The organism is Hydrogenophaga pseudoflava, assembly GCF_031020795.1.
GTDB lineage: Bacteria > Pseudomonadota > Gammaproteobacteria > Burkholderiales > Burkholderiaceae_C > Hydrogenophaga > Hydrogenophaga pseudoflava_A.
Genome location: NZ_JAVHJP010000003.1, coordinates 353,280 through 373,859 on the forward strand (window position 1 = coordinate 353,280; position 20,580 = coordinate 373,859).

Annotated in this window: 20 protein-coding genes; 11 read left to right on the plus strand and 9 right to left on the minus strand. The window is 69.8% G+C overall.

Annotated features, from left to right (window positions below):
* Positions 1-80: 80 nt before the first annotated feature.
* The 4 genes from RCO38_RS11300 to ychF form a co-directional block, all read right to left on the minus strand.
* Complete coding sequence (locus RCO38_RS11300; RefSeq protein ID WP_308328411.1) at positions 81-788, minus strand: response regulator; 708 nt, start codon at positions 786-788, stop codon at positions 81-83.
* Positions 785-2,674, minus strand: coding sequence for an ATP-binding protein (locus RCO38_RS11305; protein WP_308328412.1), 1,890 nt, complete (start codon positions 2,672-2,674; stop codon positions 785-787). The genes RCO38_RS11300 and RCO38_RS11305 overlap by 4 nt, the downstream gene beginning before the upstream one ends.
* Positions 2,671-3,120, minus strand: a complete 450-nt coding sequence (locus RCO38_RS11310; protein WP_308328413.1) for a PTS sugar transporter subunit IIA — start codon at positions 3,118-3,120, stop codon at positions 2,671-2,673. The genes RCO38_RS11305 and RCO38_RS11310 overlap by 4 nt, the downstream gene beginning before the upstream one ends.
* Before the next feature lie 148 nt (positions 3,121-3,268).
* Positions 3,269-4,360, minus strand: a complete 1,092-nt coding sequence (ychF, locus tag RCO38_RS11315) for a redox-regulated ATPase YchF (protein ID WP_308328414.1) — start codon at positions 4,358-4,360, stop codon at positions 3,269-3,271.
* Positions 4,361-4,508: 148 nt separating this feature from the next.
* Here ychF and RCO38_RS11320 point away from each other — a divergent pair, with 148 nt between their 5' ends.
* The 5 genes from RCO38_RS11320 (at position 4,509) to RCO38_RS11340 (ending at position 9,767) form a co-directional block, all read left to right on the plus strand.
* A complete protein-coding gene (locus tag RCO38_RS11320; protein ID WP_308328415.1) occupies positions 4,509-5,219 on the plus strand; it encodes a nucleotidyltransferase family protein in 711 nt (236 codons plus the stop codon).
* Positions 5,216-6,217 (plus strand): XdhC family protein, encoded by a 1,002-nt coding sequence (locus RCO38_RS11325; protein ID WP_308328416.1) that lies wholly within the window; start codon positions 5,216-5,218, stop codon positions 6,215-6,217. Before RCO38_RS11320 ends, RCO38_RS11325 begins: the two co-directional genes overlap by 4 nt.
* 99 nt (positions 6,218-6,316) lie before the next feature.
* A complete protein-coding gene (locus RCO38_RS11330; RefSeq protein ID WP_308328417.1) occupies positions 6,317-6,787 on the plus strand; it encodes a (2Fe-2S)-binding protein in 471 nt (156 codons plus the stop codon).
* Positions 6,784-8,847, plus strand: coding sequence for a xanthine dehydrogenase family protein molybdopterin-binding subunit (locus tag RCO38_RS11335; protein WP_308328418.1), 2,064 nt, complete (start codon positions 6,784-6,786; stop codon positions 8,845-8,847). The genes RCO38_RS11330 and RCO38_RS11335 overlap by 4 nt, the downstream gene beginning before the upstream one ends.
* Entirely contained in the window at positions 8,844-9,767 is a 924-nt protein-coding gene (locus tag RCO38_RS11340; RefSeq protein ID WP_308328419.1) for a helix-turn-helix transcriptional regulator, read from the plus strand. Before RCO38_RS11335 ends, RCO38_RS11340 begins: the two co-directional genes overlap by 4 nt.
* A gap of 7 nt (positions 9,768-9,774) precedes the next feature.
* On the opposite strand, the gene RCO38_RS11345 is transcribed toward RCO38_RS11340, so the two are convergent.
* Entirely contained in the window at positions 9,775-10,680 is a 906-nt protein-coding gene (locus tag RCO38_RS11345) for an MOSC domain-containing protein (RefSeq protein ID WP_308328420.1), read from the minus strand.
* A 33-nt stretch (positions 10,681-10,713) separates the two neighbouring features.
* Between RCO38_RS11345 and RCO38_RS11350 the strand changes: the two genes are divergently transcribed.
* From RCO38_RS11350 to RCO38_RS11365, 4 genes are read left to right on the plus strand one after another with little or no spacing between them, the layout of a single operon-like run.
* A complete protein-coding gene (locus tag RCO38_RS11350; RefSeq protein ID WP_308328421.1) occupies positions 10,714-11,874 on the plus strand; it encodes an FAD-dependent monooxygenase in 1,161 nt (386 codons plus the stop codon).
* A 47-nt stretch (positions 11,875-11,921) separates the two neighbouring features.
* A complete protein-coding gene (locus RCO38_RS11355) occupies positions 11,922-12,635 on the plus strand; it encodes a DsbC family protein (RefSeq protein ID WP_308328422.1) in 714 nt (237 codons plus the stop codon).
* 31 nt (positions 12,636-12,666) lie between these two features.
* Entirely contained in the window at positions 12,667-13,140 is a 474-nt protein-coding gene (locus RCO38_RS11360; protein WP_308328423.1) for a DUF3429 domain-containing protein, read from the plus strand.
* Complete coding sequence (locus RCO38_RS11365) at positions 13,137-14,948, plus strand: M61 family metallopeptidase (protein ID WP_308328424.1); 1,812 nt, start codon at positions 13,137-13,139, stop codon at positions 14,946-14,948. The genes RCO38_RS11360 and RCO38_RS11365 overlap by 4 nt, the downstream gene beginning before the upstream one ends.
* A gap of 15 nt (positions 14,949-14,963) precedes the next feature.
* On the opposite strand, the gene RCO38_RS11370 is transcribed toward RCO38_RS11365, so the two are convergent.
* The 4 genes from RCO38_RS11370 to RCO38_RS11385 form a co-directional block, all read right to left on the minus strand.
* Positions 14,964-15,530: a hypothetical protein gene (locus RCO38_RS11370; RefSeq protein ID WP_308328425.1), complete on the minus strand. Its 567-nt coding sequence runs from the start codon at positions 15,528-15,530 to the stop codon at positions 14,964-14,966.
* Between the two features lie 101 nt (positions 15,531-15,631).
* Positions 15,632-16,927 carry a phenylacetate--CoA ligase PaaK gene (gene paaK, locus RCO38_RS11375; RefSeq protein ID WP_308328426.1) on the minus strand — a complete coding sequence of 432 codons (1,296 nt, stop codon included), beginning with the start codon at positions 16,925-16,927 and terminating at the stop codon, positions 15,632-15,634.
* Complete coding sequence (paaI, locus tag RCO38_RS11380; RefSeq protein ID WP_308328427.1) at positions 16,924-17,364, minus strand: hydroxyphenylacetyl-CoA thioesterase PaaI; 441 nt, start codon at positions 17,362-17,364, stop codon at positions 16,924-16,926. Before paaI ends, paaK begins: the two co-directional genes overlap by 4 nt.
* 1 nt (position 17,365) lies before the next feature.
* On the minus strand, positions 17,366-18,172 hold the full coding sequence (locus RCO38_RS11385) for an enoyl-CoA hydratase-related protein (RefSeq protein ID WP_308328428.1): 807 nt from the start codon (positions 18,170-18,172) through the stop codon (positions 17,366-17,368).
* A gap of 152 nt (positions 18,173-18,324) precedes the next feature.
* On the opposite strand from RCO38_RS11385, the gene RCO38_RS11390 reads away from it, so the two are divergent.
* Both RCO38_RS11390 and RCO38_RS11395 read left to right on the plus strand, forming a co-directional pair.
* On the plus strand, positions 18,325-19,113 hold the full coding sequence (locus RCO38_RS11390; RefSeq protein ID WP_308328429.1) for an enoyl-CoA hydratase: 789 nt from the start codon (positions 18,325-18,327) through the stop codon (positions 19,111-19,113).
* 54 nt (positions 19,114-19,167) lie between these two features.
* Positions 19,168-20,529 (plus strand): hypothetical protein, encoded by a 1,362-nt coding sequence (locus RCO38_RS11395; protein WP_308328430.1) that lies wholly within the window; start codon positions 19,168-19,170, stop codon positions 20,527-20,529.
* Positions 20,530-20,580: the final 51 nt, after the last annotated feature.

A 20,580-nucleotide genomic window follows, 5' to 3' on the forward strand; every position in this document is an offset into this window, starting at 1 on the left:
GGTCGCTGCGCAGGGTATGACCGGAGACGTAAACGGCGCGTAAAAATGCGACCGTGGTGGCCGCGGGCGTCAGTCGAACGTCAGACAGGGCCGCCGGTGCCGAGCAGGCGATATCCCACGCCCATCTCCGTCTGCAGGAACTGGGGTTGCGTGGGATCCTGTTCGAGCTTCTGGCGCAACTGGCGCACGTAGATGCGCAGATAGTGGCCCTGTTCGCCATGACCGGGCCCCCACACCTCGCGCAGCAGTTGTCTGCTGCTCACCACGCGGCCGGCGTGACGTGCCAGCACCTCCAGCAGACGCCACTGCGTGGCCGTGAGCCGGACAGGCGCTCCCGCCCGGCTGACGTGACGCGCCAGCAGATCGACGGTCACATCGCCGAACACCAGCGTGGTACCGCTGGAGACCAGCGGGCCTGCGTGCCGCAGGGCCACACGGATGCGGGCATGCAGCTCGGCCACACCGAAGGGCTTGGTCACGAAGTCATCGGCCCCGGCATCCAGTGCGTCGACCTTCTGCAGCTCCTGGGTGCGCGCGGACAGCACGAGGATCGGCCGCTGGGTCCAGCCGCGTATCTCGCGGATCAGCGCCACGCCATCGCCATCGGGCAACCCGAGGTCGATGAGAAACAGATCGATGCGCCGATTGCCCGCCAGCGTCGCACCGTCCCGTGCGGTGGCCGCCTCGATCACACCGTAACCTTCGGCCTGCAGCGTGGCGCGAAGCAGGTCGCGGATGGCCGGTTCGTCATCCACCACCAGGACCTGCAGCGAACCCTGTCCGCTCATTCGGTGCACTCCAGAGGCGGATGGGCGTTCTTCGGCCAGGGAAGGCACATCTCGAAGACCGCGCCTCGCTCGCTGCGAGCAGCGATGCGGCCGCCATGCAGGCGCGCCACCACCTCGCAGATCGCCAGGCCCAGCCCGGTGCCGGTTCCGGCGGCCGCAGCCGGGTCCCGGTAGAACTTGTTGAAAACGTCGCGTTCCTGACCAGGTGCCAGGCCAGGCCCCTGGTCCCTCACCGACAGCATCCAGGCGTCCTCCTGCAGTTGCACCGCCAGCGCAATGCTGCTGCCTGCGGGTGAGTGCTGTGCTGCGTTGAGCAGAAGGTTGCTCATGGCCTGCGTAACCAGGCGGGCATCGCACCACACAATGTCGTCCTCTACCACCTGTAGTTCGACGATGTGCGACTCCAGCGCTCCCCGGGTCACCGCCAGCGCGTCGCGCACCAACTCGCCCACCGGGCACCACTCCTGCTCAGGGTTCACCGCTCCGTCCTGCAGCCGAGCCAGGTCCAGCAGATCGCTCGTGAGCGACTGCAGGCGCCGGGCCTGATCAAGCATGTGGTGCAACAGACCATCGTGCTGCTCGGCCGTGATCTGCCGCCCCTGTGTCATCACCGTGGTGGCCGCACCGATGATGGCCGTCAGCGGCGTGCGGAAATCGTGCGAGATGGCCGCCAGCAGCGTGTTTCGCACACGCTCGGTTTCGGCCTGGATGGCGGCCTGCCGACTCCGAAGGTCGGCGTTGAGGCGGTCCAGGGCCAGCGCGGCCTGATTGGCCAGCGACTGCAGCAGATGCATGTCCTCGGCGGTCTGCCGCTGCGCGGGAAGGTGCGTGACCCGCAACTCTCCCAGGGAACCGCCGGCGGCCTGCAGCTCGAAACAGCAGGCATCGCCGGCAGGAGGCAGCGACAGGAGTGCAGAAGATCCGGACGACGACCCCTCCACCAGCAGAACATCGCCTTTTGCTCCCACACCACGCCCGACAGCGTGCTGCAGTGCCTCCACGATTTCGTCGCTGGTCCGTGCGGTCGACAGGCTCCGAGCAAGCAGGCTCATCGACTGCGCACGATCGGCCACCGCCAGGGCCTCAACCGCCGCCTCTCGCGCGCGCGTCGCCAGGCGGCTGACGGCGAGCCCCACACACAAGGCAATGGCGAACGTGAAGAAGTACTGCGGATCGGTCGGCTTGAACGACCAGCGCGGCGCCACAAAGATCCAGTCGAACACCAGGATGGCCCCCAGCAAGGTCACCACCGATGACATTAGGTCGCGTTTGAGCGCCACGTAAAGCACGCCCACCAGGTAGATCAGGATCAGGTTGATCGGGTGCAGACGGCTGGCAATCAGTTCGCACAGTGCGGTGCATAGCAGCAGTGCCGCCAGCGGAAGGCGCCAGTAAGACCACGACCAGCGCCCCATGACCCGGGGCCCTGAGGTCCACCCGGGCAGTTCGAATGTGCGCTGTGGCTGCTGTGGCGCCACCAGCACATGCACCTGCACGCCTGGCATGCGCCGGCCCAGCAACCCGGTGAAGTCGCTGAGCTTCACACCAAAACCCGGCCATTGAACCGTCCCAGTGGCCCGGTCTCCCAAAAGCACATCGGAAGCCCCATCGGCCAGGGCCTGCTGAGCGATCTGTGCGACCAGGTGCTCACCTGCGTTGATGCGGGGACTCGAATGCACCAGCCTGGCTCCCTCCCGCTGCGCCAGCGCGAGGGCCTCCTCCAGATCCAGTCTCTGGGCCGGCGTGGCCTGCCGTGCCGACACCGTGTCCAGATGGAGCACCCGCCAGGAGCGACCGACCTCCCCCAGGCTCCGGTGGGCTTGCCGGACCAGCTGCAAAGCCTGTCCGTCCGCCATCACGCACACCAGCAGCGGGCCCGCAGTCATGGGCCGGCTGCGAGGTGCTCGGCCGCATCGGCGCAGCAACCTCGTCGCAACAGGTCGAGCAGAACCGGGTTCATACGGGGGCTTCGCAAGCGTTCGAGCAATGCATGGTCGGCGGGCGAGGGAGGGTAGCGTACCAGCAGTGTCAGCGCCTCGCTCACCGGTTTCCGGTCGGGTGTGTCCATGTCGATGGCCCCGAGAGGCTGGATGTAGATGAGGCGCGGACGCACCAGGTGCCTGACGGCGGCGTGCGGGATCGCGATGCCGTTCCCCAGCCCGGTACCGCGCCGGGACTGGCGCAGCATCAGCTGGCGCGACACGGAGCCAGCCCGCAAGCGCTTGCCGTCGCAAACGATGCCGTCCACAAAGTCGAACAGCTCTGCCGTATCGGTCACCGGCACCCCGAGGTGCACTTCAACCTGAAGACGGGTGGCGGGTTGGAGGAACACGATGCCGGTGCCATGGAAAAGGGGGAATGCGCCGGATGGAACCGCCCCCTTGGCCCGGATTGAAACAGGCGCGCCGTAAAAACGGCGTAAACAAATACGGCCCGCGCTGGGCGGGCCGTCGGCATCAAGACGATGCGCGCGCCGCGCCTCAGGACGAGAACAGGAAGTTCATCACGTCGCCGTCCTTGACGACGTAGTCCTTGCCCTCGGCGCGCATCTTGCCGGCGTCCTTGGCACCCTGCTCACCCCTGAACTGGATGAAGTCGTCGAACGCGATGGTCTGGGCCCGGATGTAGCCCTTCTCGAAGTCGGTGTGGATCACGCCGGCCGCCTGCGGGCCGGTGTCGCCGACGTGGATGGTCCAGGCGCGCACTTCCTTCACGCCGGCGGTGAAGTAGGTCTGCAGGCCCAGCAGCTTGTAGGCGGCGCGGATCAGGCGGTTCAGGCCCGGCTCGTCCTGGCCCAGCTCCTTGAGGAATTCCAGCCGGTCGGCGTCGTCCATCTCGGACAGTTCGGCCTCGATCTTGGCGCAGATGGCGACCACGGGCGCGTTCTGCTTCTCGGCGAAGGCCTTGAGGCGGTCCAGGAAGGGGTTGTTCTCGAAACCGTCTTCCGACACGTTGGCCACGAACATGGCGGGCTTGGCGGTGATCAGGAAGAACTGCTTGAGCTGGGCCCGCTCTTCCTTGCTGAAATCGATGGTGCGCACCGGCTGGCTGTCGTTCAGCGCGGTCTGGCACTTCTCCAGGATGGCCAGCTGCTTGATGGCCTCCTTGTCGCCCGCGCGCGCCACCTTGCTGATGCGGTGCACCGCCTTTTCCACCGAGGCCAGGTCGGCCAGGCAGAGTTCGGTCTGGATCACCTCGATGTCGGCGATCGGGTCCACCTTGTTGGCCACGTGAATGACGTTCGGGTCCTCGAAGCAGCGCACCACGTTGACGATGGCGTCGGTCTCGCGGATGTGGGCCAGGAACTTGTTGCCCAGGCCTTCACCCGTGCTGGCACCGGCCACCAGGCCGGCGATGTCCACGAACTCCACGATGGCCGGCACGACGCGCTCGGGCTGGACGATCTCGGCCAGCTGGGCCAGGCGCGGATCGGGCACTTCCACCACGCCGGTGTTGGGCTCGATGGTGCAGAAGGGGTAGTTTTCGGCGGCGATGCCGGCCTTGGTCAGGGCGTTGAACAGGGTGGACTTGCCGACGTTGGGCAGGCCCACGATGCCGCATTGGAGACTCATGGAATGTCCTTTAGGGAAGGCCGACGATTGTACCGACGGGCCTGTGGGCCAATGGCCCTGGGGTGGCACGGGGCGGGCCACCGGCGCAGAATCCGACGGCGCGCCAGCCACTGCGGCGGCCGCGTTGTCGCGTTGTGGGGGTAGCGGAGTGACAAACAACCTGAAGGGACATGGCGGCCGGCATGGCCGGGTGGCGGTGGGCGCGGTGCTGCTCGCGGCCGGCCCGGCGTCGCGCATGGGTCACCAACCCAAGTGCCTGCTGGAACTGGGCGGCGTGCCGCTGATCCGGCGCCAGCTGATCGCGCTCTCGGGCGAGGGCGTGGACGAGCTGGTGGTGGTGCTCGGCCATTACGCCGACCGCATCGAACCGGTGGTGCGCGACGTCCCGGCCACGCTGGTGCGCCACCCCGACCCGGATGCGGGCCAGGTCTCGTCGCTGCGGCTGGGTCTGCAGGCGCTGGCTGGCGGCATCGACGCCGTGCTGGTGGCGCTCGCCGACCAGCCCCTGATCGAGGCCCAGGACATCAAGGATCTGATCAGCGCCTACAAGAAGCGGCCCGCCGGCGCCGAGCTCGTGCAGCCCACGGTGGATGGCCTGCCCGGCAACCCGGTGGTGTTCAGCCGCGCGGTGCGCGAGCAGATCCTGGCCGGCGGAGCCCACGTGGGTGGCAAGCAATGGCAGGCGGCCCACCCGCACGCGGTGTACCGCTGGGCCACCGCCAACACGCACTACCGCACCGACGTGGACAGCCCGGAGGACATCGAGACGCTGGCCGCGCGCACCGGCCAACGACTGCGCTGGCCGGCCGATCTGCTGACCGAAGAACCGTTTTCAACCCTGCACCCCACCATCTCATGAACAGCCTCGACATCGATGTGATCCGCACCGCCCTGGACTGGCAATCGCGCGGCCAGCGCGTGGTCATGGGCACGGTGGTGCGCACCTGGGGCTCGGCCCCGCGCCCCCCGGGCTCGCTGATGGTGATCCGCGACGACGGCCAGGTGGCCGGTTCGGTCTCGGGCGGCTGCATCGAGGACGACCTGATCGGCCGCGTGGCGCGCGGCGAGCTGGCGCTGCGAAAACCCGAGACCACCAGCTACGGCGAGACGGCGGAAGAATCGCGGCGCTTCGGCCTGCCCTGCGGCGGCACGGTGCTGCTGGTGCTGGAGCCACTGTCCCCCGCCTCGCAGCTGCGCGAACTGCTGGCCGCCATCGAAGGCCACCAGCGGGTGCAGCGCCGGCTGGACATGGCCACCGGCCTGGTGCAGCTGGCGCCCACCGACGCGGGCGACCGGGTGCAGTTCGACGGCCAGACGCTGACCACGGTGCACGGTCCGCGGCTGCGCTTGCTGATCATCGGCGGCGGCCAGCTCTCGCGCTACCTGGCGAGCATGGCGGCGATGCTGGACTACCAGGTCACCGTGTGCGAGCCGCGCGAGGAGTACCACGAGGGCTGGGAGCGCATGGAGGGCGTGACGCTGTCGACCACCATGCCCGACGACCTGGTGCTGGCCATGCGGCTGGACGAACACAGCGCGGTGGTGGCCGTGACGCACGACCCCAAGCTGGACGACCTGGCCCTGATGGAGGCGCTGCGCACGCCGGCCTTCTACGTCGGCGCGCTGGGCTCGCAGCAGAACAACGCCAAGCGCCGCGAGCGCCTGCAGGAGTTCGATGTGAGCGCGGACGAGGTGCTGAAGCTGCACGGCCCGGTGGGCCTGAACCTGGGCGCACTCACGCCGCCGGAAATCGCGATGAGCATCGTGGCCGAGATGACCGCGATCCGCCGCGGCATGGACCTTCGCGGTCCGCTGAGCAACTGGGCCGGGTCGAAGACGGTCTGCCTGAGCTGCTGAACCTCGGGCCGGCACCACGCGTCGCGTGGCGCGATTGTTCAAGACGGCCGGGGTTTGTGTGCGGCACAGTGCACGCGTGTTCACCACGCGGAGACGGCCATGCAGATCCAGGTCAACCACAGCGTCCGGGAGATCCCGCCCGACTGGCAGGACGAAAGCCTGCTGGTGGTGCTGCGCGAGGCGCTCGGCCTCACCGGCACCCGGTTCGGCTGCGGCGCGGGCCAGTGCGGCGCCTGCACGGTGCTGATCGACGGCCAGCCCCGGCGCGCCTGCCTCACGCCGGTGGCGGCGGTGGGCGCCTCCCGCGTCGAAACCATCGAGGGCCTGGCGGCGCCGGACGGCGGCCTGCACCCGGTGCAGCAGGCCTGGCTGGACCAGGCCACGCCACAGTGCGGCTACTGCCAGTCGGGGCAGATCATGGCCACGGTGGCGCTGCTGCGCAACCGCCCGTCGCCGACGGCGGCGGACATCGACGCGGCCCTGTCCGGCAACCTCTGCCGCTGCGGCACCCAGCAGCGCATCCGCGCCTCCGTGCAGCGTGCGGCGCAGACCCTGCGGGGTGGGCAATGAAGCGGCGGCATTTCCTGCAGGCGGGAGGCGTGCTGGCCGTGGGCTTTGTCGCCGGCTGCGCCATCCCCGTGATCCCCAAGCGCCCCGCGGCGGAATACGGCGACGCCCTGGGCTGGGTCCGCCACGCCAACGGCCGTTATGAGCTGCTGCTGCCCCGCGCCGAGATGGGCCAGGCCATCGCCACCGCGCTCAAGCAGGTGGCCTGTGAGGAGCTGGGCGTGGACTGGGACCGCGTCACCCTGCGCCTGCCGCACACCCAGGACATTCCCCGCGTGCGCGCCACCGTGGGCAGCGAATCGGTCAAGGACTTCGCCCTGCCGCTCGCACAGGCCTGCGCCACGCTGCGCGACGCACTCGCGGCCGGCCTCACCGAGGGCGTGCGCCGCGCCGAACCCCGCCCGATGAATGAACTGCGCGCCTTCCGGCCCGGCGCCCGCCTCGTGGGCCAGCGCGTGCCGCTGGAACAGGGGCGCGCCATCGTCACCGGCGCCCCGCTGTATGCAGCCGACGTGCGCCTGCCCGGCATGGTGTTCGGCCGGGTGCTGCGCGCGCCGGTGTCCGCCGACCGGCCGTCGCGGCTGGCGGGCTGGGACGAGGCCGCGGCGCGCGCGGTGCCGGGGTTCGTGGCCCTCGTGCAGGACGAGCGCCTGATGCAGCGGCTCAGCCCGGGGCTGGGCATCGTGGCGCGCACGCCGGGGGCGCTGGACCGCATCGAGGCCGCGCTGGCGCCCCGCTGGCAGCACGACGACGCCTTCGGGCAGGCCGACATCGACCGGCTGATCGACATCGACCGGCACCTGGCCGGCGGCGGGCTGGGGAACACCATCCACGACGACACCATCGACCGCGGCGCCGCCTGGGACCTGGACCTGCGCATCGACACGCCGCTGGCGGCGCACAACGCCATCGAGCCGCGCGCCGCCGTGGCCGCGAAGGCCGCGGACGGCGCGCTGGAGGTCTGGGCCGGCACGCAGGACGCGTTCTATGTGCGCGACGTGATCGCGCGCAGCCTCGGGCTGGACGAGGCGGGCGTGCGCGTGCAGGCGTGCCGCATCGGCGGCGCGTTCGGCGGCCGCACCCTGTGCACGGTGGAGCTGGAGGCCGCGGTGCTGGCCCGCGCCACCGGCGCGCCCGTCAAGGTCCAGTGGACACGCGCCCAGGAGTACCGGCAGGGCTTCCACCGGCCGCCGTCGAGCCACCGCATCCGCGCCCGCGTGCGCGACGGCGAACTGGTCGACTGGTGGCATGCGTTCTCCAGCAGCCACATCCTGTTCACCAACGCCGGCATGCCGGTCTGGATGCAGCGTCTGGCCGACCTGGTGGGCGACCGCGGCGTGGCGCGCGGCGCCGACCTGCCCTACCGCGCCCTGCGGCGCCGCACCGAGTTCGCGGTCACGCGGCTGCCGGTGTTCACCGGCCCCTGGCGCGGCCTGGGCGCCGGCCCCAACGCGCTGGCCATCGAGTCGGCCATCGACGAATGCGCCCGCCTGGCCGGCGCCGACCCGGTGGCGTTCCGGCTGCGCCACATCGGCAACCCGCGCCTGGCCAGGGTGCTGCGCACCGTGGTCGACGGGGTGCCGGCGCCGGCGCCCGCCGCGGGGGCCGACCGCGCCGGACGCGGGGTGGCCTGCGGCACCTACAAGGACAGCAGCCATGCCGCCGTGCTCGCGGAGGTGCGCGTCGCCCCCGACGGCACGGTGGCGGTGACCCGGCTGCGCTGCGCCCACGACTGCGGCACCGTGATCAACCCCGACCAGGTGCGCGCCCAGTGCGAGGGCAACCTGGTCTGGGGCCTGGGCATGGTGCTGCACGACGGGCTGACGGTGGCCGGCTCGCGCATCGCCGCCAGCAGCCTGGGCGAGGCACCCGTGCCGAGGCTGCGCGACACTCCGCCCATGGACATCGTGCTGATTGACGACGACGGCCCGCCCGCCGGGGCCGGCGAAACAGCCATCGTGGCCGCCGCCGGCGCCATTGCCAACGCGATCCGCGACGCCACCGGCGTGCGCCTCACCCGCTTCCCGCTGCAGCCCGCGCTGCTGGCCCGGCGCGGCCCATGAACGACTTCGCCTCGGCCGCGATGCTCAGGCTGGTGGGCCACGGCCTGCGGCGGCAGGGCCTGGCCGCACCGCCCCCGGTGCCGGTGCAGCAGGGGCGCGTGGCGCTGGACGACAAGCGAGCCCTGCTGGCGGGGCTGTGGCAGTCGATCGGTCCGGCCGGCCTGGCGCGCATCGGCGACACGATCCGGGAGCTGCCCGAAGAGCCCACGCTGCGGGCGCTGGTGCTCGCGCTCGACCCCTGGGACCTGCTGGCACGGTGGCAGCGGCTGGAACGCTTCGTCCACTCCCGGCACCGCACCCGCACCGAGGCCCTGGGCCCGGGTCGCATGCGGCTGCAGCACGTCTCACAGGCGCCCGGCCAGCGCCCCACGGCGGCCGAGGACGTGCTGGTGTTCGGCCTGCTGGTCGCCCTGTGCGAGCGCGTGGCGGGGCGGCCGGTGCAGGCCCGCCCGGTGGGCAGCCGGCACTGGCTGCGGCAGGACGGCCAGTGGCGCGACGGCCCGTGGCCGCAGGCCCTGCACACCTGGGAACTGCGCTGGGATGCCGGAGGCGTGGCGGATGTCCCGCGGCCGCCCGAGGCCGGCCCGGTGTCCGGCGACCGCTGGCTGGAGGCCTTGCACGCCGCCCTGTGCGCCGACCCCGGACGCCCGTGGCGGGTGGACGACCTGGCCCGCGCCAGCGAGCTGTCCGCCCGCAGCCTGCAGCGCCACCTGGCGCGGCGGCAGTTGTGCTTCTCCGGCCTGCTGACCTCCGCCCGGGTGCAGTGCGCGGCGGACCTTCTCACCAGCAGCGGGCTGTCGGTGGCCGAGGTGGGCTACCACTGCGGATTCGCCGACCAGCCGCACTTTTCGCGGCAGTTCCGGCAGGCCACCGCCATGACGCCGGCCCGCTACCGGGCGCAGTTCGCCCGCGCCGGCTGAACGGCCGTCAGTCGAATTGCCAGTCGGCGCCCACGGCCTGCCCGACTTTCAGCACCAGCCCGTCCCCCGCCAGCACGATCGCGTTCATGCCGAAGGTGATGGCGCCGTTCAGGCGCGGGTCCTGGCGGTAGGCCTGCAGCGCGTCGCTGACCGCGGGGGTCGAGGTGGCGGTGGCCGGGTCAATGTTCGGGATCGGGCAGCGCGCGCAGGGCTTGACGTTTTCCAGCGCGGCCACGCCGCCCTCGGTCTGTACGCGCCAGCCGGCGATGCGGTCCTCGTCGTGCGGCTCCACGTCCGACAGCACGATGTTCGGCCGGAAGCGCCGCAGGTCCACCGGCGCCTCGCCTGCGGTCGCCAGCCGGGCGTTCAGTTCGTCCAGCGAGGCGGTGCTGGCGACCAGCACGCCGAAACCGTCGGCGAACTGCGTCACCGATTCGCGCCCGCCGGTCCACTTCAGGCTGCACAGGCGCCGCACTTCCGGGTCGAAGCGCACCAGCCGCAGCTTCTTCAGGTCCTCGGGCGCGTCGGGCCCCAAGAAGTCGGAGAACCACTGCGCCGCCAGGTCGCCCATGTCCCAGGCATCGACCTCGTCGTCCCAGACCCGCACCCGGCGCGGCGACTCGACGCCATCCAGCGAGAGGTGCAGCGCCAGCATGCCCGGCGCGCGCAGCACCAGTTGGTCGAGCTTGAAAGCCGGCTGGATCAGCGCCATGCGCGGCAGCTCGCGCTGGGTGACGAATTCGCCCTGCGCATCGACCACCATCCAGGCCCGGTCCCATTCGAGACCGGTCGGTGTGAGCACCGCCTGGTCCACGGGCACACCGGCGCAGGACTTGACGGGGTAGATCCAGAGCTGGGCGATGCGGGCCTGGACATTGGAGGCGGCCACGGGGGACTCGTCGAGGGTGTTCATGCCCGGATTGTGGCCTGCTCCTAAAATCCGCGGATGGCTCTTTCTTCCCCGTCCCAGGCCGCCCCCCGGCGATTCGATGTGTGCATCCGGGGCGCCGGCGTGGTCGGGCAGACCCTGGCCCTGCTGCTGGCGCGCGAGCGGCTGAAGGTGGCGCTGGTCTCCTCGCCCCGTGCCCCCGCCGCCGCACCCGATGTGCGGGCCTACGCCCTCAACACCAGCGCCCGCGCCCTGCTGCAGTCGCTGCGGGCCTGGCCCGAAGACGGCGACGCAGCGCCCGTGGCCGTGACCCCGGTCACCCGCATGGAGGTGCACGGCGACGGCGGTGGCGACCTGCAGTTTTCCGCGGCCGACCAGGGCGTGGAGGCCCTGACCTGGATCGTGGACGTGCCGGCGCTGGAAAAGCGCCTGGCCGACGCCATCGGCTTCCAGGGCGGCATCGAGCGTGTGAGCGAACCCGTGCCGGCCGCGCTGACCGTGGTCTGCGAAGGCAAGCGCAGCGCCACCCGCGAAGAGCTGGGTCTTGAATTCGACGTGCGGCCCTACCCGCACAGGGCGGTGGCCGCCCGCCTCACCACCGAACAGCCCCACGGGGGCGTCGCGCGCCAGTGGTTCGCGCGTGGAGAAATCCTCGCCCTGCTGCCGCTGGATGGCGCGCAGGGGAACTCCGTGGCGCTGGTCTGGTCTGTCCCTGCTCAGCAATCCGAAGAATGGCTGGCCGCCGATCCGCTGGCGCTGGCGCAGGCGGTGCAGGAACGGTGTGGTTCGGCGCTGGGTGGCATGCAGCTGCAGGGTCCGGCCCAGGCCTGGCCGCTGGAACTCTCCCGCGCCCGGCGCTGGATCGCGCAGACGGCCCAGGGCAGCGTGGCGCTGGCCGGTGATGCGGCGCACGCCATGCACCCGCTGGCCGGCCAGGGCCTGAACGTCGGCCTGGCCGACGCAGCGGAACTGGCGCGCGTGGTCCACGAGCGCGAGTTCTGGCGCGAGCCGGGCGACCTCAGGCTGCTGCGCCGCTACGAGCGCGCGCGGCAGGCCGAGGTGGGCGCCATGGGCTGGCTGACCGACGGCCTGTTCGGGCTGTTCGGCCAGACCGACAGCCGCGTGCAGGCGCTGCGCAACTGGGGCATGAGCGGCGTCGACCGTCTCGGACCGCTGAAACACTGGCTGGCCCGCAAGGCCATGGGCCAGGCGGCCTGAACCCCCGCCGGCCTCCGATCAACCATCTTCACGCCACAGGCGGACCCATGAAACTCCTCACCACTTCGGCCATCGCGCTCGCCCTGGCCTTCGCCAGCCTGGGCAGCTTCGCGCAGGAAGCCACCATCCGCAAGAACCTGACCGAGCGACTGCCCAAGCTGCCGCCGATCGAAGAGATCAGCAAGACCCCGATGGAAGGCCTGTACGAAGTGCGCGTCAACCAGAGCGAGATCTTCTACACCGACGCCCAGGGCAACTTCCTCATCCAGGGCAACCTGATCGACGTGCGCGCCCAGGAAGACCTGACCGAAAAGCGCCAGGCCAAGCTCACCGAGATCAGCTTCAAGGACCTGCCGCTCAAGGACGCCTTCACCATCGTGCGCGGCGACGGCAAGCGCAAGGTGGCCGTGTTCGAGGACCCGAACTGCGGTTACTGCAAGCGCTTCGAGCGCGACCTGACCAAAGTCGACAACGTCACCGTGCACGTCTTCCTCTATCCCATCCTGGGCGGCGATTCGCCGGAGAAGTCGCGCAACATCTGGTGCGCCAAGGACAAGGGCAAGGCTTTCCTCGACTGGATGGTCAAGGATGTGACGCCGCCAGCGGCCTCCTGCGACGCCACCGCCCTGGCGCGCAACCTGGATTTCGGCAAGAAGAACCGCATCACCGGCACGCCGACCCTGATTTTCGCCAACGGTGTCCGCGTGCCGGGCGCGATCGGCGCCGACCGCGTCGAGAAGCTGCTGGCCGAAGCCAAGTAATTCCCTTCACGCAAACGACGCCGCCTCGCCGATGACCCTGCCTCTGCACGACCCCGACGACGCGGCGCTGGCCCGCACCCTGGGCCAGGCTGGCCTGATTCCCTTCGTGATGCTCGCCGCCCTGCTGTGGCTGGTGGACGTCGCCCTGCAGCCCTGGGTGGCGATCGCGCTGACCGGCTACGCGGCGCTGATCATCTCGTTCCTGGGCGGCATCCACTGGGGCCTCGGCTGGCTCGGCGGCCGCCACGAACGCGGACAGCCGCATGCGCCGCACCACCAGCGCAACCACTTTCTGTGGGGCATCGTGCCCTCGCTGCTGGCCTGGCCCGGGCTGCTGATGCCCGCCTTCGCGGGCCTGGCCTGGCTGGGCTTCGCGCTCATCATCTGCTACCTCGCCGACCGCACGCTCTACCGCCGCGCCGGCCTGGAGGCCTGGCTCACGCTGCGCTTCCGCCTTTCTTCCATCGCAGCGCTGAGCTGCTTCATCGGCGCGGGAGCCCTGTGAGCCGCCACAAGACCACGGCCCCTGGCCTGCACTACCGCGTCGAGCCGCTGAATCACCGCGCCCACCTGTTCGCGGTCACCCTCGACATCACCCGCCCGGCGAAATCGCAGAAGCTCACGCTGCCGGTCTGGATTCCGGGCAGCTACCTGGTGCGCGAGTTCTCGCAGCACCTGCAGCACCTGAGCGCAAGCCAGGGTGGCGAGGCGCTGGCGGTCAAGCAGCTCGACAAGCACCGCTGGCAGGTGGACAACGACGGCCAGCGCCCGCTCAGCCTGCGCTGGGAGGTCTACGCCTTCGACGCCTCGGTGCGCACCGCCTTCCTCGACGCCACGCGCGGCTTCTTCAACGCCACCAGCCTGTGCCTGATGGTCCACGGCAGAGAGGACGAACCGCACGCGCTGGAGATCGCGCCAGGCGACGCGCCGGCCGGCTGGCAGGTCGCCACGGGCCTGGACGCGGTGAAGGTGGACGGGCTGGGCTTCGGCCACTACCTCGCGGCGGACTACGACGAACTCGCCGACGGTCCGGTGGAGATGGGCACGTTCTGGAGCGGCGAGTTCAGCGCCTGCGGCGTGCCGCACCGTTTCGTGGTCAGCGGCGCGGGCGGCTGGTTCGACGGTCAGCGCCTCCTCGACGACACGCGCCGCATCTGCGAGGCGCAGATCCGCTTCTGGCACGGCGACGGCCAGCCGCCCTACGGGCGCTACGTCTTCATGCTGCACGCCAGCGGCGAAGGCTACGGCGGGCTGGAGCACCGCAACTCGACCGCGCTGATCGCGCAGCGCACCGACCTGCCCAAGATCCGTGCAAAAGACGACAAGGCCGCCGCGCTCAAGGCCACCGACGGCTACACCACGCTGCTGGGCCTGATCAGCCACGAGTACTTCCACACCTGGAACGTCAAGCGCCTGCGCCCGGCCGAGTTCAAGCGCTACGACTACACGCGCGAGAACCACACCGAGCTGCTGTGGTTCTTCGAGGGCTTCACCAGCTACTACGACGACCTGTTCCTGCGCCGCGCCGGCCTGATCGACGACGCGACCTACCTGCAGCTGGTGACCAAGACCGTCAACCAGGTGCAGCAGAGCCCGGGCCAGCGCGTGCAGAGCGTGGCCCAGGCCAGCTTCGACGCCTGGACACGTTATTACCGCGTGGGCGAGAACACGCCCAATTCCACCATCAGCTACTACACCAAGGGTGCGCTGGTGGCGATGTGCCTGGACCTGACGCTGCGCGCAGAGGGCCGCAGTTCGCTGGACGAGGTGATGCGCGCGCTCTGGCAGCGCACGCAGGGCGGACCGATGCGCGAGTCCGACCTGCAGGCCGTGCTGCGCCAGCTGGGCAAACGCAGTTTCTCGGCCGAGCTGGCCGCGTGGGTGCACGGCACTGCCGACCTGCCGGTGCTGGACCTGCTGAGCGCGGCCGGCGCCAAGGTGCACCGCGACAAGGCGCCGCTGGCGCAAACGCTGGGCCTGCGGGTCTCGGCCGACGGCGGCGGGCTGACGGTCAAGAACGTGCTGCGTGGGGGTGCCGGCGAGGCAGCCGGTCTTGCGGCGGGGGACGAGTGGCTGGGTGTGGAGTTCGCACCGGCCAAACGCGGCCAGCCGGCCGAGGCCTGGCGGGTGCGCAAGCTCGACGAGGTGGCGGTCCTGCGCGGCACCCGCAGTGCGCTCACCGCCCTGGTCTCGCGCGACGGCCGGCTGCTGCGCTGCCCGCTGACCTGGCCCGCCGACGAGACCGCGGTGCGATTGACGGTCGACGACGCGGCCCGCCTGGGCCAGTGGCTGACCCGCAGCAGCCCCCACTGAACGTTTGCTGCCCCGTCAGTGACGGGGCAGGTGCGGCACGACTTCCTGGTCGAAACGCTGCACCGTGGCCATGCCCCGGTAGTTCTGCAGCGCGTCGCGTACGCGGGGCAGCAGCGCCTGCAATTCCGCCGCCGTCTTGCAGGACTCGACGCGGATCGCGGTCAGCTCGCCCATGGGTCCTGCGACGTCGTTGATGAAGCGCACCACCAGGCGCCGGGCGTCCACGAAGGGCAGCACCGACGCCGGCGACACATCGGTTGCGAGCGGTTCCTGCGCGACAGGAATGGGGCCGGCCGGCGGCGCGGGCACCACCGCCTCTGGCTGCCCTTCGGCGAGCGGCGCCGTGTTCTGGAACGAAGAGCCGTGGGGGTCGTGGGGCGCGATCCAGCCGTTGGCCAGCAGCTGTTCCAGCAAGGCCGCACCGCCCCCCAGTCCGGCACCGAGCTTGTCGAGTTCGGCGGCGTTGCGCTTGCCGTCCACCAGAATCAGCATGGACCGCAGACGCGGACCGAGCTCGGGCAGGCGGCGCGCCATCGCGTCCCGGCCCTTCTCGGTCTTGACCAACAGTGTGTTCTTGTCCATGCAACCCCAACAGATGGCAAAGACTGTAGCCAGGGCGCTCCCAATGGGATAGCGGGGTTTAACCCGCAGTCCAAAGGACTACAAACCACTGGCGGTGGAACTCACTTCGGCCGCCGGTCCACCACCCGCTTGGCCTTGCCCTGGCTGCGCTCCACGCCACCTTCGGGCTGCAGAGACACCTCGACGCTGGAGCCGATGTAGACCTTGATCTCGTGGCGCAGCAGCTCGGCCGCGGCGCGCGCCTCGATGCTCTCGGGCGAGAGGCCCGGCCGCGTCTCCACCGCCACCGTCAGGCAGTCCATGTGGTTGTCGCGCGTGAGCACGCACTGGTAGTGCGCTGTGAGTTCGGGGCGCTTGAGGATCAGCTCCTCGATCTGGGTCGGGAACACGTTGACGCCGCGCACGATCATCATGTCGTCGCTGCGACCGGTGATCTTCTCCATGCGGCGCATGGTGCGCGCGGTGCCGGGCAACAGGCGCGTGAGGTCGCGCGTGCGGTAGCGGACGATGGGCAGCGCCTCCTTGGTCAGGCTGGTGAACACCAGTTCGCCCATCTCGCCGTCGGCCACCGGCTCGCCGGTGTCGGGGTTGATGATCTCGGGGTAGAAGTGGTCCTCCCAGATGGTCGGGCCGTCCTTGGTCTCGACGCACTCGTTGGCCACGCCCGGCCCCATGACCTCGGACAGGCCGTAGATGTCGACCGCGTCGATGTTCATGCGGGCTTCGATGGCCACGCGCATGTCGTTGGTCCAGGGCTCGGCGCCGAAAATGCCGATGCGCAGGCTGCTCTCGCGCGGGTCCAGGCCCTGGCGCAGGAACTCGTCGGCGATCGCCAGCATGTAGCTGGGGGTGACCATGATGATGTCGGGCCGGAAGTCCTGGATCAGCTGCACCTGGCGCTCGGTCTGGCCGCCACCGAAGGGCACCACCGTCAGGCCCAGCTTCTCGGCGCCGTAGTGCGCGCCCAGGCCACCGGTGAACAGGCCGTAGCCGTAGCTCACGTGCACCATGTCGCCCGGCCGCGCGCCGCTGGCGCGGATGCTGCGCGCCACCACCGTGGCCCAGGTGTCGATGTCCTTGAGCGTGTAGCCCACCACAGTGGGTTTGCCGGTGGTGCCGCTGCTGGCGTGGATGCGCGCGCACTTGTCCCGCGGCACGGCGAACATACCGAAGGGGTAACTGTCGCGCAGGTCCTTCTTGGTTGTGAAGGGGAACTTCGCAAGATCGCTCAGGGACTTGCAATCGTCCGGGTGCACGCCGGCCTCGTCGAACTTGCGGCGGTAGACTGGCGAGTTCTGGTAGGCGTGGCGCAGCGTGGCCTGCAGGCGCTTGAGCTGCAGCGCGCGCAACTCGTCGACGCTGGCCTTCTCGATGGGTTCGAGCGGAAAGTGCTTCATGCGCTGGCCTCCTCCGGGAACACCTGACCGGCAATCACCGCGCTCTTGCCGCGGAACATGGCCACCACCTCGCCCTTCTGGTTGGTGACCTTCATGTCGTAGATGCCGTGGCGGCCTTGCAGGGTCTGCTCGACCCCCTCGCAGGTCAGCACGTCGCCCGCGTGCGCCGGCTTGAGGAACTCGATGCTGCAGCCCGCGGCCACCGCGTTCCTGTTGTGGCTGTTGCAGGCGAAGGCGAAGGTGGAGTCGGCCAGGGTGAAGATGAAGCCGCCGTGGCAGATCTGGTGGCCGTTGAGGTGCAGCGGCTGCACGGCCATGCGGATCACCGCCCGGCCGGGTTCGACCGCCAGCAGCTCCATGCCCATGGTGTCCTTGCTCGCGACATCCACCGCGAACATGGTCTCGCCGACTTTGTTGGCGCGTTCCTGGGGGCTCATGTCATTCCCCCTTGAACTGCGGCGCGCGCTTCTGGCGGAACGCCATCACGCCTTCGATGTAGTCGTGCGTCCGGCCCAGCGCCGACTGCATGTCGCGCTCGGCGTCGAGCTGCTGATTCAGGGTGCGGGTGGAGGCGTCGCGCAGCAGGGCCCGGGTGGCCACCAGGGCCTTGGTCGGCATCACGGCCAGCTTCTCGGCCAGGGCCAGAGCCGCGGCCAGCGGGTCGTCCTGCACGTCCCAGATCATTCCCCACTCCCTGGCCTGGGCGGCGGGCAGCTTGTCGCCGGTCATGGCCAGCGCCATGGCACGCGCCAGGCCCAGCCGCTCCACCAGGAACCAGCTGCCGCCCGCGTCAGGAATCAGGCCGATCTTGCTGAAGGCCTGGATGAAGCTCGCGCCCGGCGCGGCGATGGCGATGTCGCAGGTCATGGCCAGCGAGGCACCCGCGCCGGCCGCCACGCCATTGACCGCGGCGATCACCGGCATGCGCAGCGACTGGATGCGCCGCGCCGTCGGGTTGAAGGCCTGGTCGATCACCGGCCCGGGGTCGGCGCGCTGCACCAGGTCCGGCCCGGGCTCGAAGTCGAACTCCGACAGGTCGGCGCCGGCACAGAAGCCGCGGCCGGCGCCCGTGATCACCAGCGCCCGCACCGCGGGGTTGGCCTCGGCGCGGTCCAGCGCCGCCCAGAGGTCGCGGTGCATCTGGCGCGTGAAGCTGTTGAGCGAGTCGGGGCGGTTGAGCGTGACCAGGGCCACGGCGCCACGTTCTATATAGAGAACGCTGCTGTCTTCTGGGGCGGAACTCATGAAGGCCTGTCTCCTGTCGTTCTTGAACGGGCCATTCTGTCATTAACCGACCCGTCGGTCGGTTAATGTTTTCCCTTGGGTGCCGCGCCGCAAGTGGGCACGGCTATAGTTGACGTTCACGTCAATCATCTCCCACCACCCGAGGACACACCATGAGCGAAAACGCCACCCCCGAACTGATCACCGTGCGCACCGAGGGCCGTGTCGGCATCGTGACGCTCAACCGCCCCAAGCAGCTCAACGCGCTGAACGACCAGCTGATGAACGAACTGGGCGCCGCGCTCAAGGCCTTCGACGCCGACGACGGCATCGGCTGCATGATCGTCACCGGCAGCGAAAAGGCTTTCGCGGCGGGTGCCGACATCGGCGCCATGGCGAAGTACAGCTTCGCCGACGTCTACAAGGGCGACTACATCACCCGCAACTGGGAAACCATCCGCAGCGTGCGCAAGCCGGTCATCGCCGCCGTCAGCGGCTTCGCCCTGGGCGGCGGCTGCGAGTTGGCCATGATGTGCGACTTCATCATCGCCGCCGACAACGCCAGGTTCGGCCAGCCCGAGATCAAGCTGGGCATCATCCCCGGCGCCGGCGGCACGCAGCGCCTGCCGCGCGCGGTGGGCAAGAGCAAGGCCATGGACATGGCGCTGACCGGCCGCATGATGGACGCCACCGAAGCCGAGCGCGCCGGCCTGGTGAGCCGCGTGGTGCCGCTGGACAAGCTGATGGACGAAGCCCTGGGCGCTGCGCTGCAGATCTGCGAGTTCTCGCTGCCCAGCGTGATGGCGGCCAAGGAGTGCGTGAACCGCGCCTTCGAAGGTGGCCTGGCCGACGGCGTGATGTTCGAACGCCGCATGTTCCACGCCCTGTTCGCCACCGAAGACCAGAAGGAAGGCATGGACGCGTTCATGAACAAGCGCAAGGCGGTGTTCAAGCACGGCTGATCAACACAGATCGAACAAGCCCCAGAAGCGACCGGTATGTGGTTGGCAGGACTCATGGTGGTCTGGGCGACGGCGCTGCTGGCGTTGTCGCTCGCCGGCCTGTTCGCGCTGCTGCACACCGCGTACTGGTTGGTGTCGCCTCCGCTGTCGCCGCAGGCGCAGGACTACGAGGCACTCGCCAAGGCGCTGCCGACGTCGACCGACAACGCGTACCGGGTGGAAGGGTTGTTCGCACCGGCGGTGCTGGACCCCGCGCAGTACGGCCGGTGTGTCCATCCTTTTCTCCTGCTGCGAAAAGACAGAGAGGCTGAGAAGCAAGCGGGTGTGGAACGCTGCAACCAGGGCAAGCCCCCTCTTTCCCTGCCCCCTGCACTGGAACAGGCCCAGGTGTCGCCGGGCTGGACGGAGCGGGAGTGGCTGGCACTCGCGCAAGCCGTTCCCGACCAGACGCTGCTCGCAAGGTCGAAGGCCATCGCCGCCGCGGGCCCGCGCAGCTTTGGCTACCGCCTTGGGGATCTATCGCCTCCGCTCCGCCCCTTGTGGACGTTGAACCTGTGGCAGAGCGCACACGCGCTGGCGCTGTGGCGACAAGGTCGTACCGACGACGCGGTGTCGGCGTTTGAGAGCGCCATCGAGGACAACCTGCAGTCGGCCGACGACACCTTGATCGAAGCCATGATCTCCGTGCGTGGGCTGAGCCAGAACCTGCTCGCCCTGCAACTCGCCTTGGCGCCATCCCCGGCACCGGACGAGGCCAGCGCCCAGCGTCTGCGACATCTGCTGGACGCGGTGGACAGCATGCCTGCCAGGGGATTCAAGGCCATGGATGCGGAGTGGGCAACGTATGCCTCTACGTTCGATCTCGAGGAATTGCGCGAGCAGTTGGATCGTCCTGGCGTTCTCGGCTGGTTCACAACCACCCCTCTTCGATTGACGCATCGCGAAGACACCCTCAACCGCTTGGCCATCCAGTTTGGAGACGCACGCCAGCGAATGCTCGATGCCTCCGAAGGAGCGCCGAAGGCCCAGTCAGCACCGACACCGATGCCCGAGGCAAGCCCCTGCGCTTCGCTGAGCAAGGGCACCCTTGTGTGCTATGCACTACTTCCCAATCCCTTCGGCCGCTACTTCTTGGACAGCGCGGGCTTTCGGGCCGATAGCTACGATCCCTATGGCATCCGCATCGCCGATGTGCGCAATCTGGCGGCCGCCACCCGGCTGTCTTTGGAAGCCCGACGCCGAGGGCTCGCTGGTCAGGCGCTCGCGACTTTTGTGGCGGATGCGCCGCCCGAGATGCGCGACGTGTTCACCCGGCAGCCGTTTGCCTACAACCCCCAGATCCGCGAACTGACCATCGTCCTGCGTCATAAAAGTCCGGTGCTGGGCGAAGCCGGCGAGTACCGCCTGCTGCTCTGAACTTTTTTTCACGGGGTTCAACCCCGTCCGGCCCGCCGGTTCGTTTCAGTG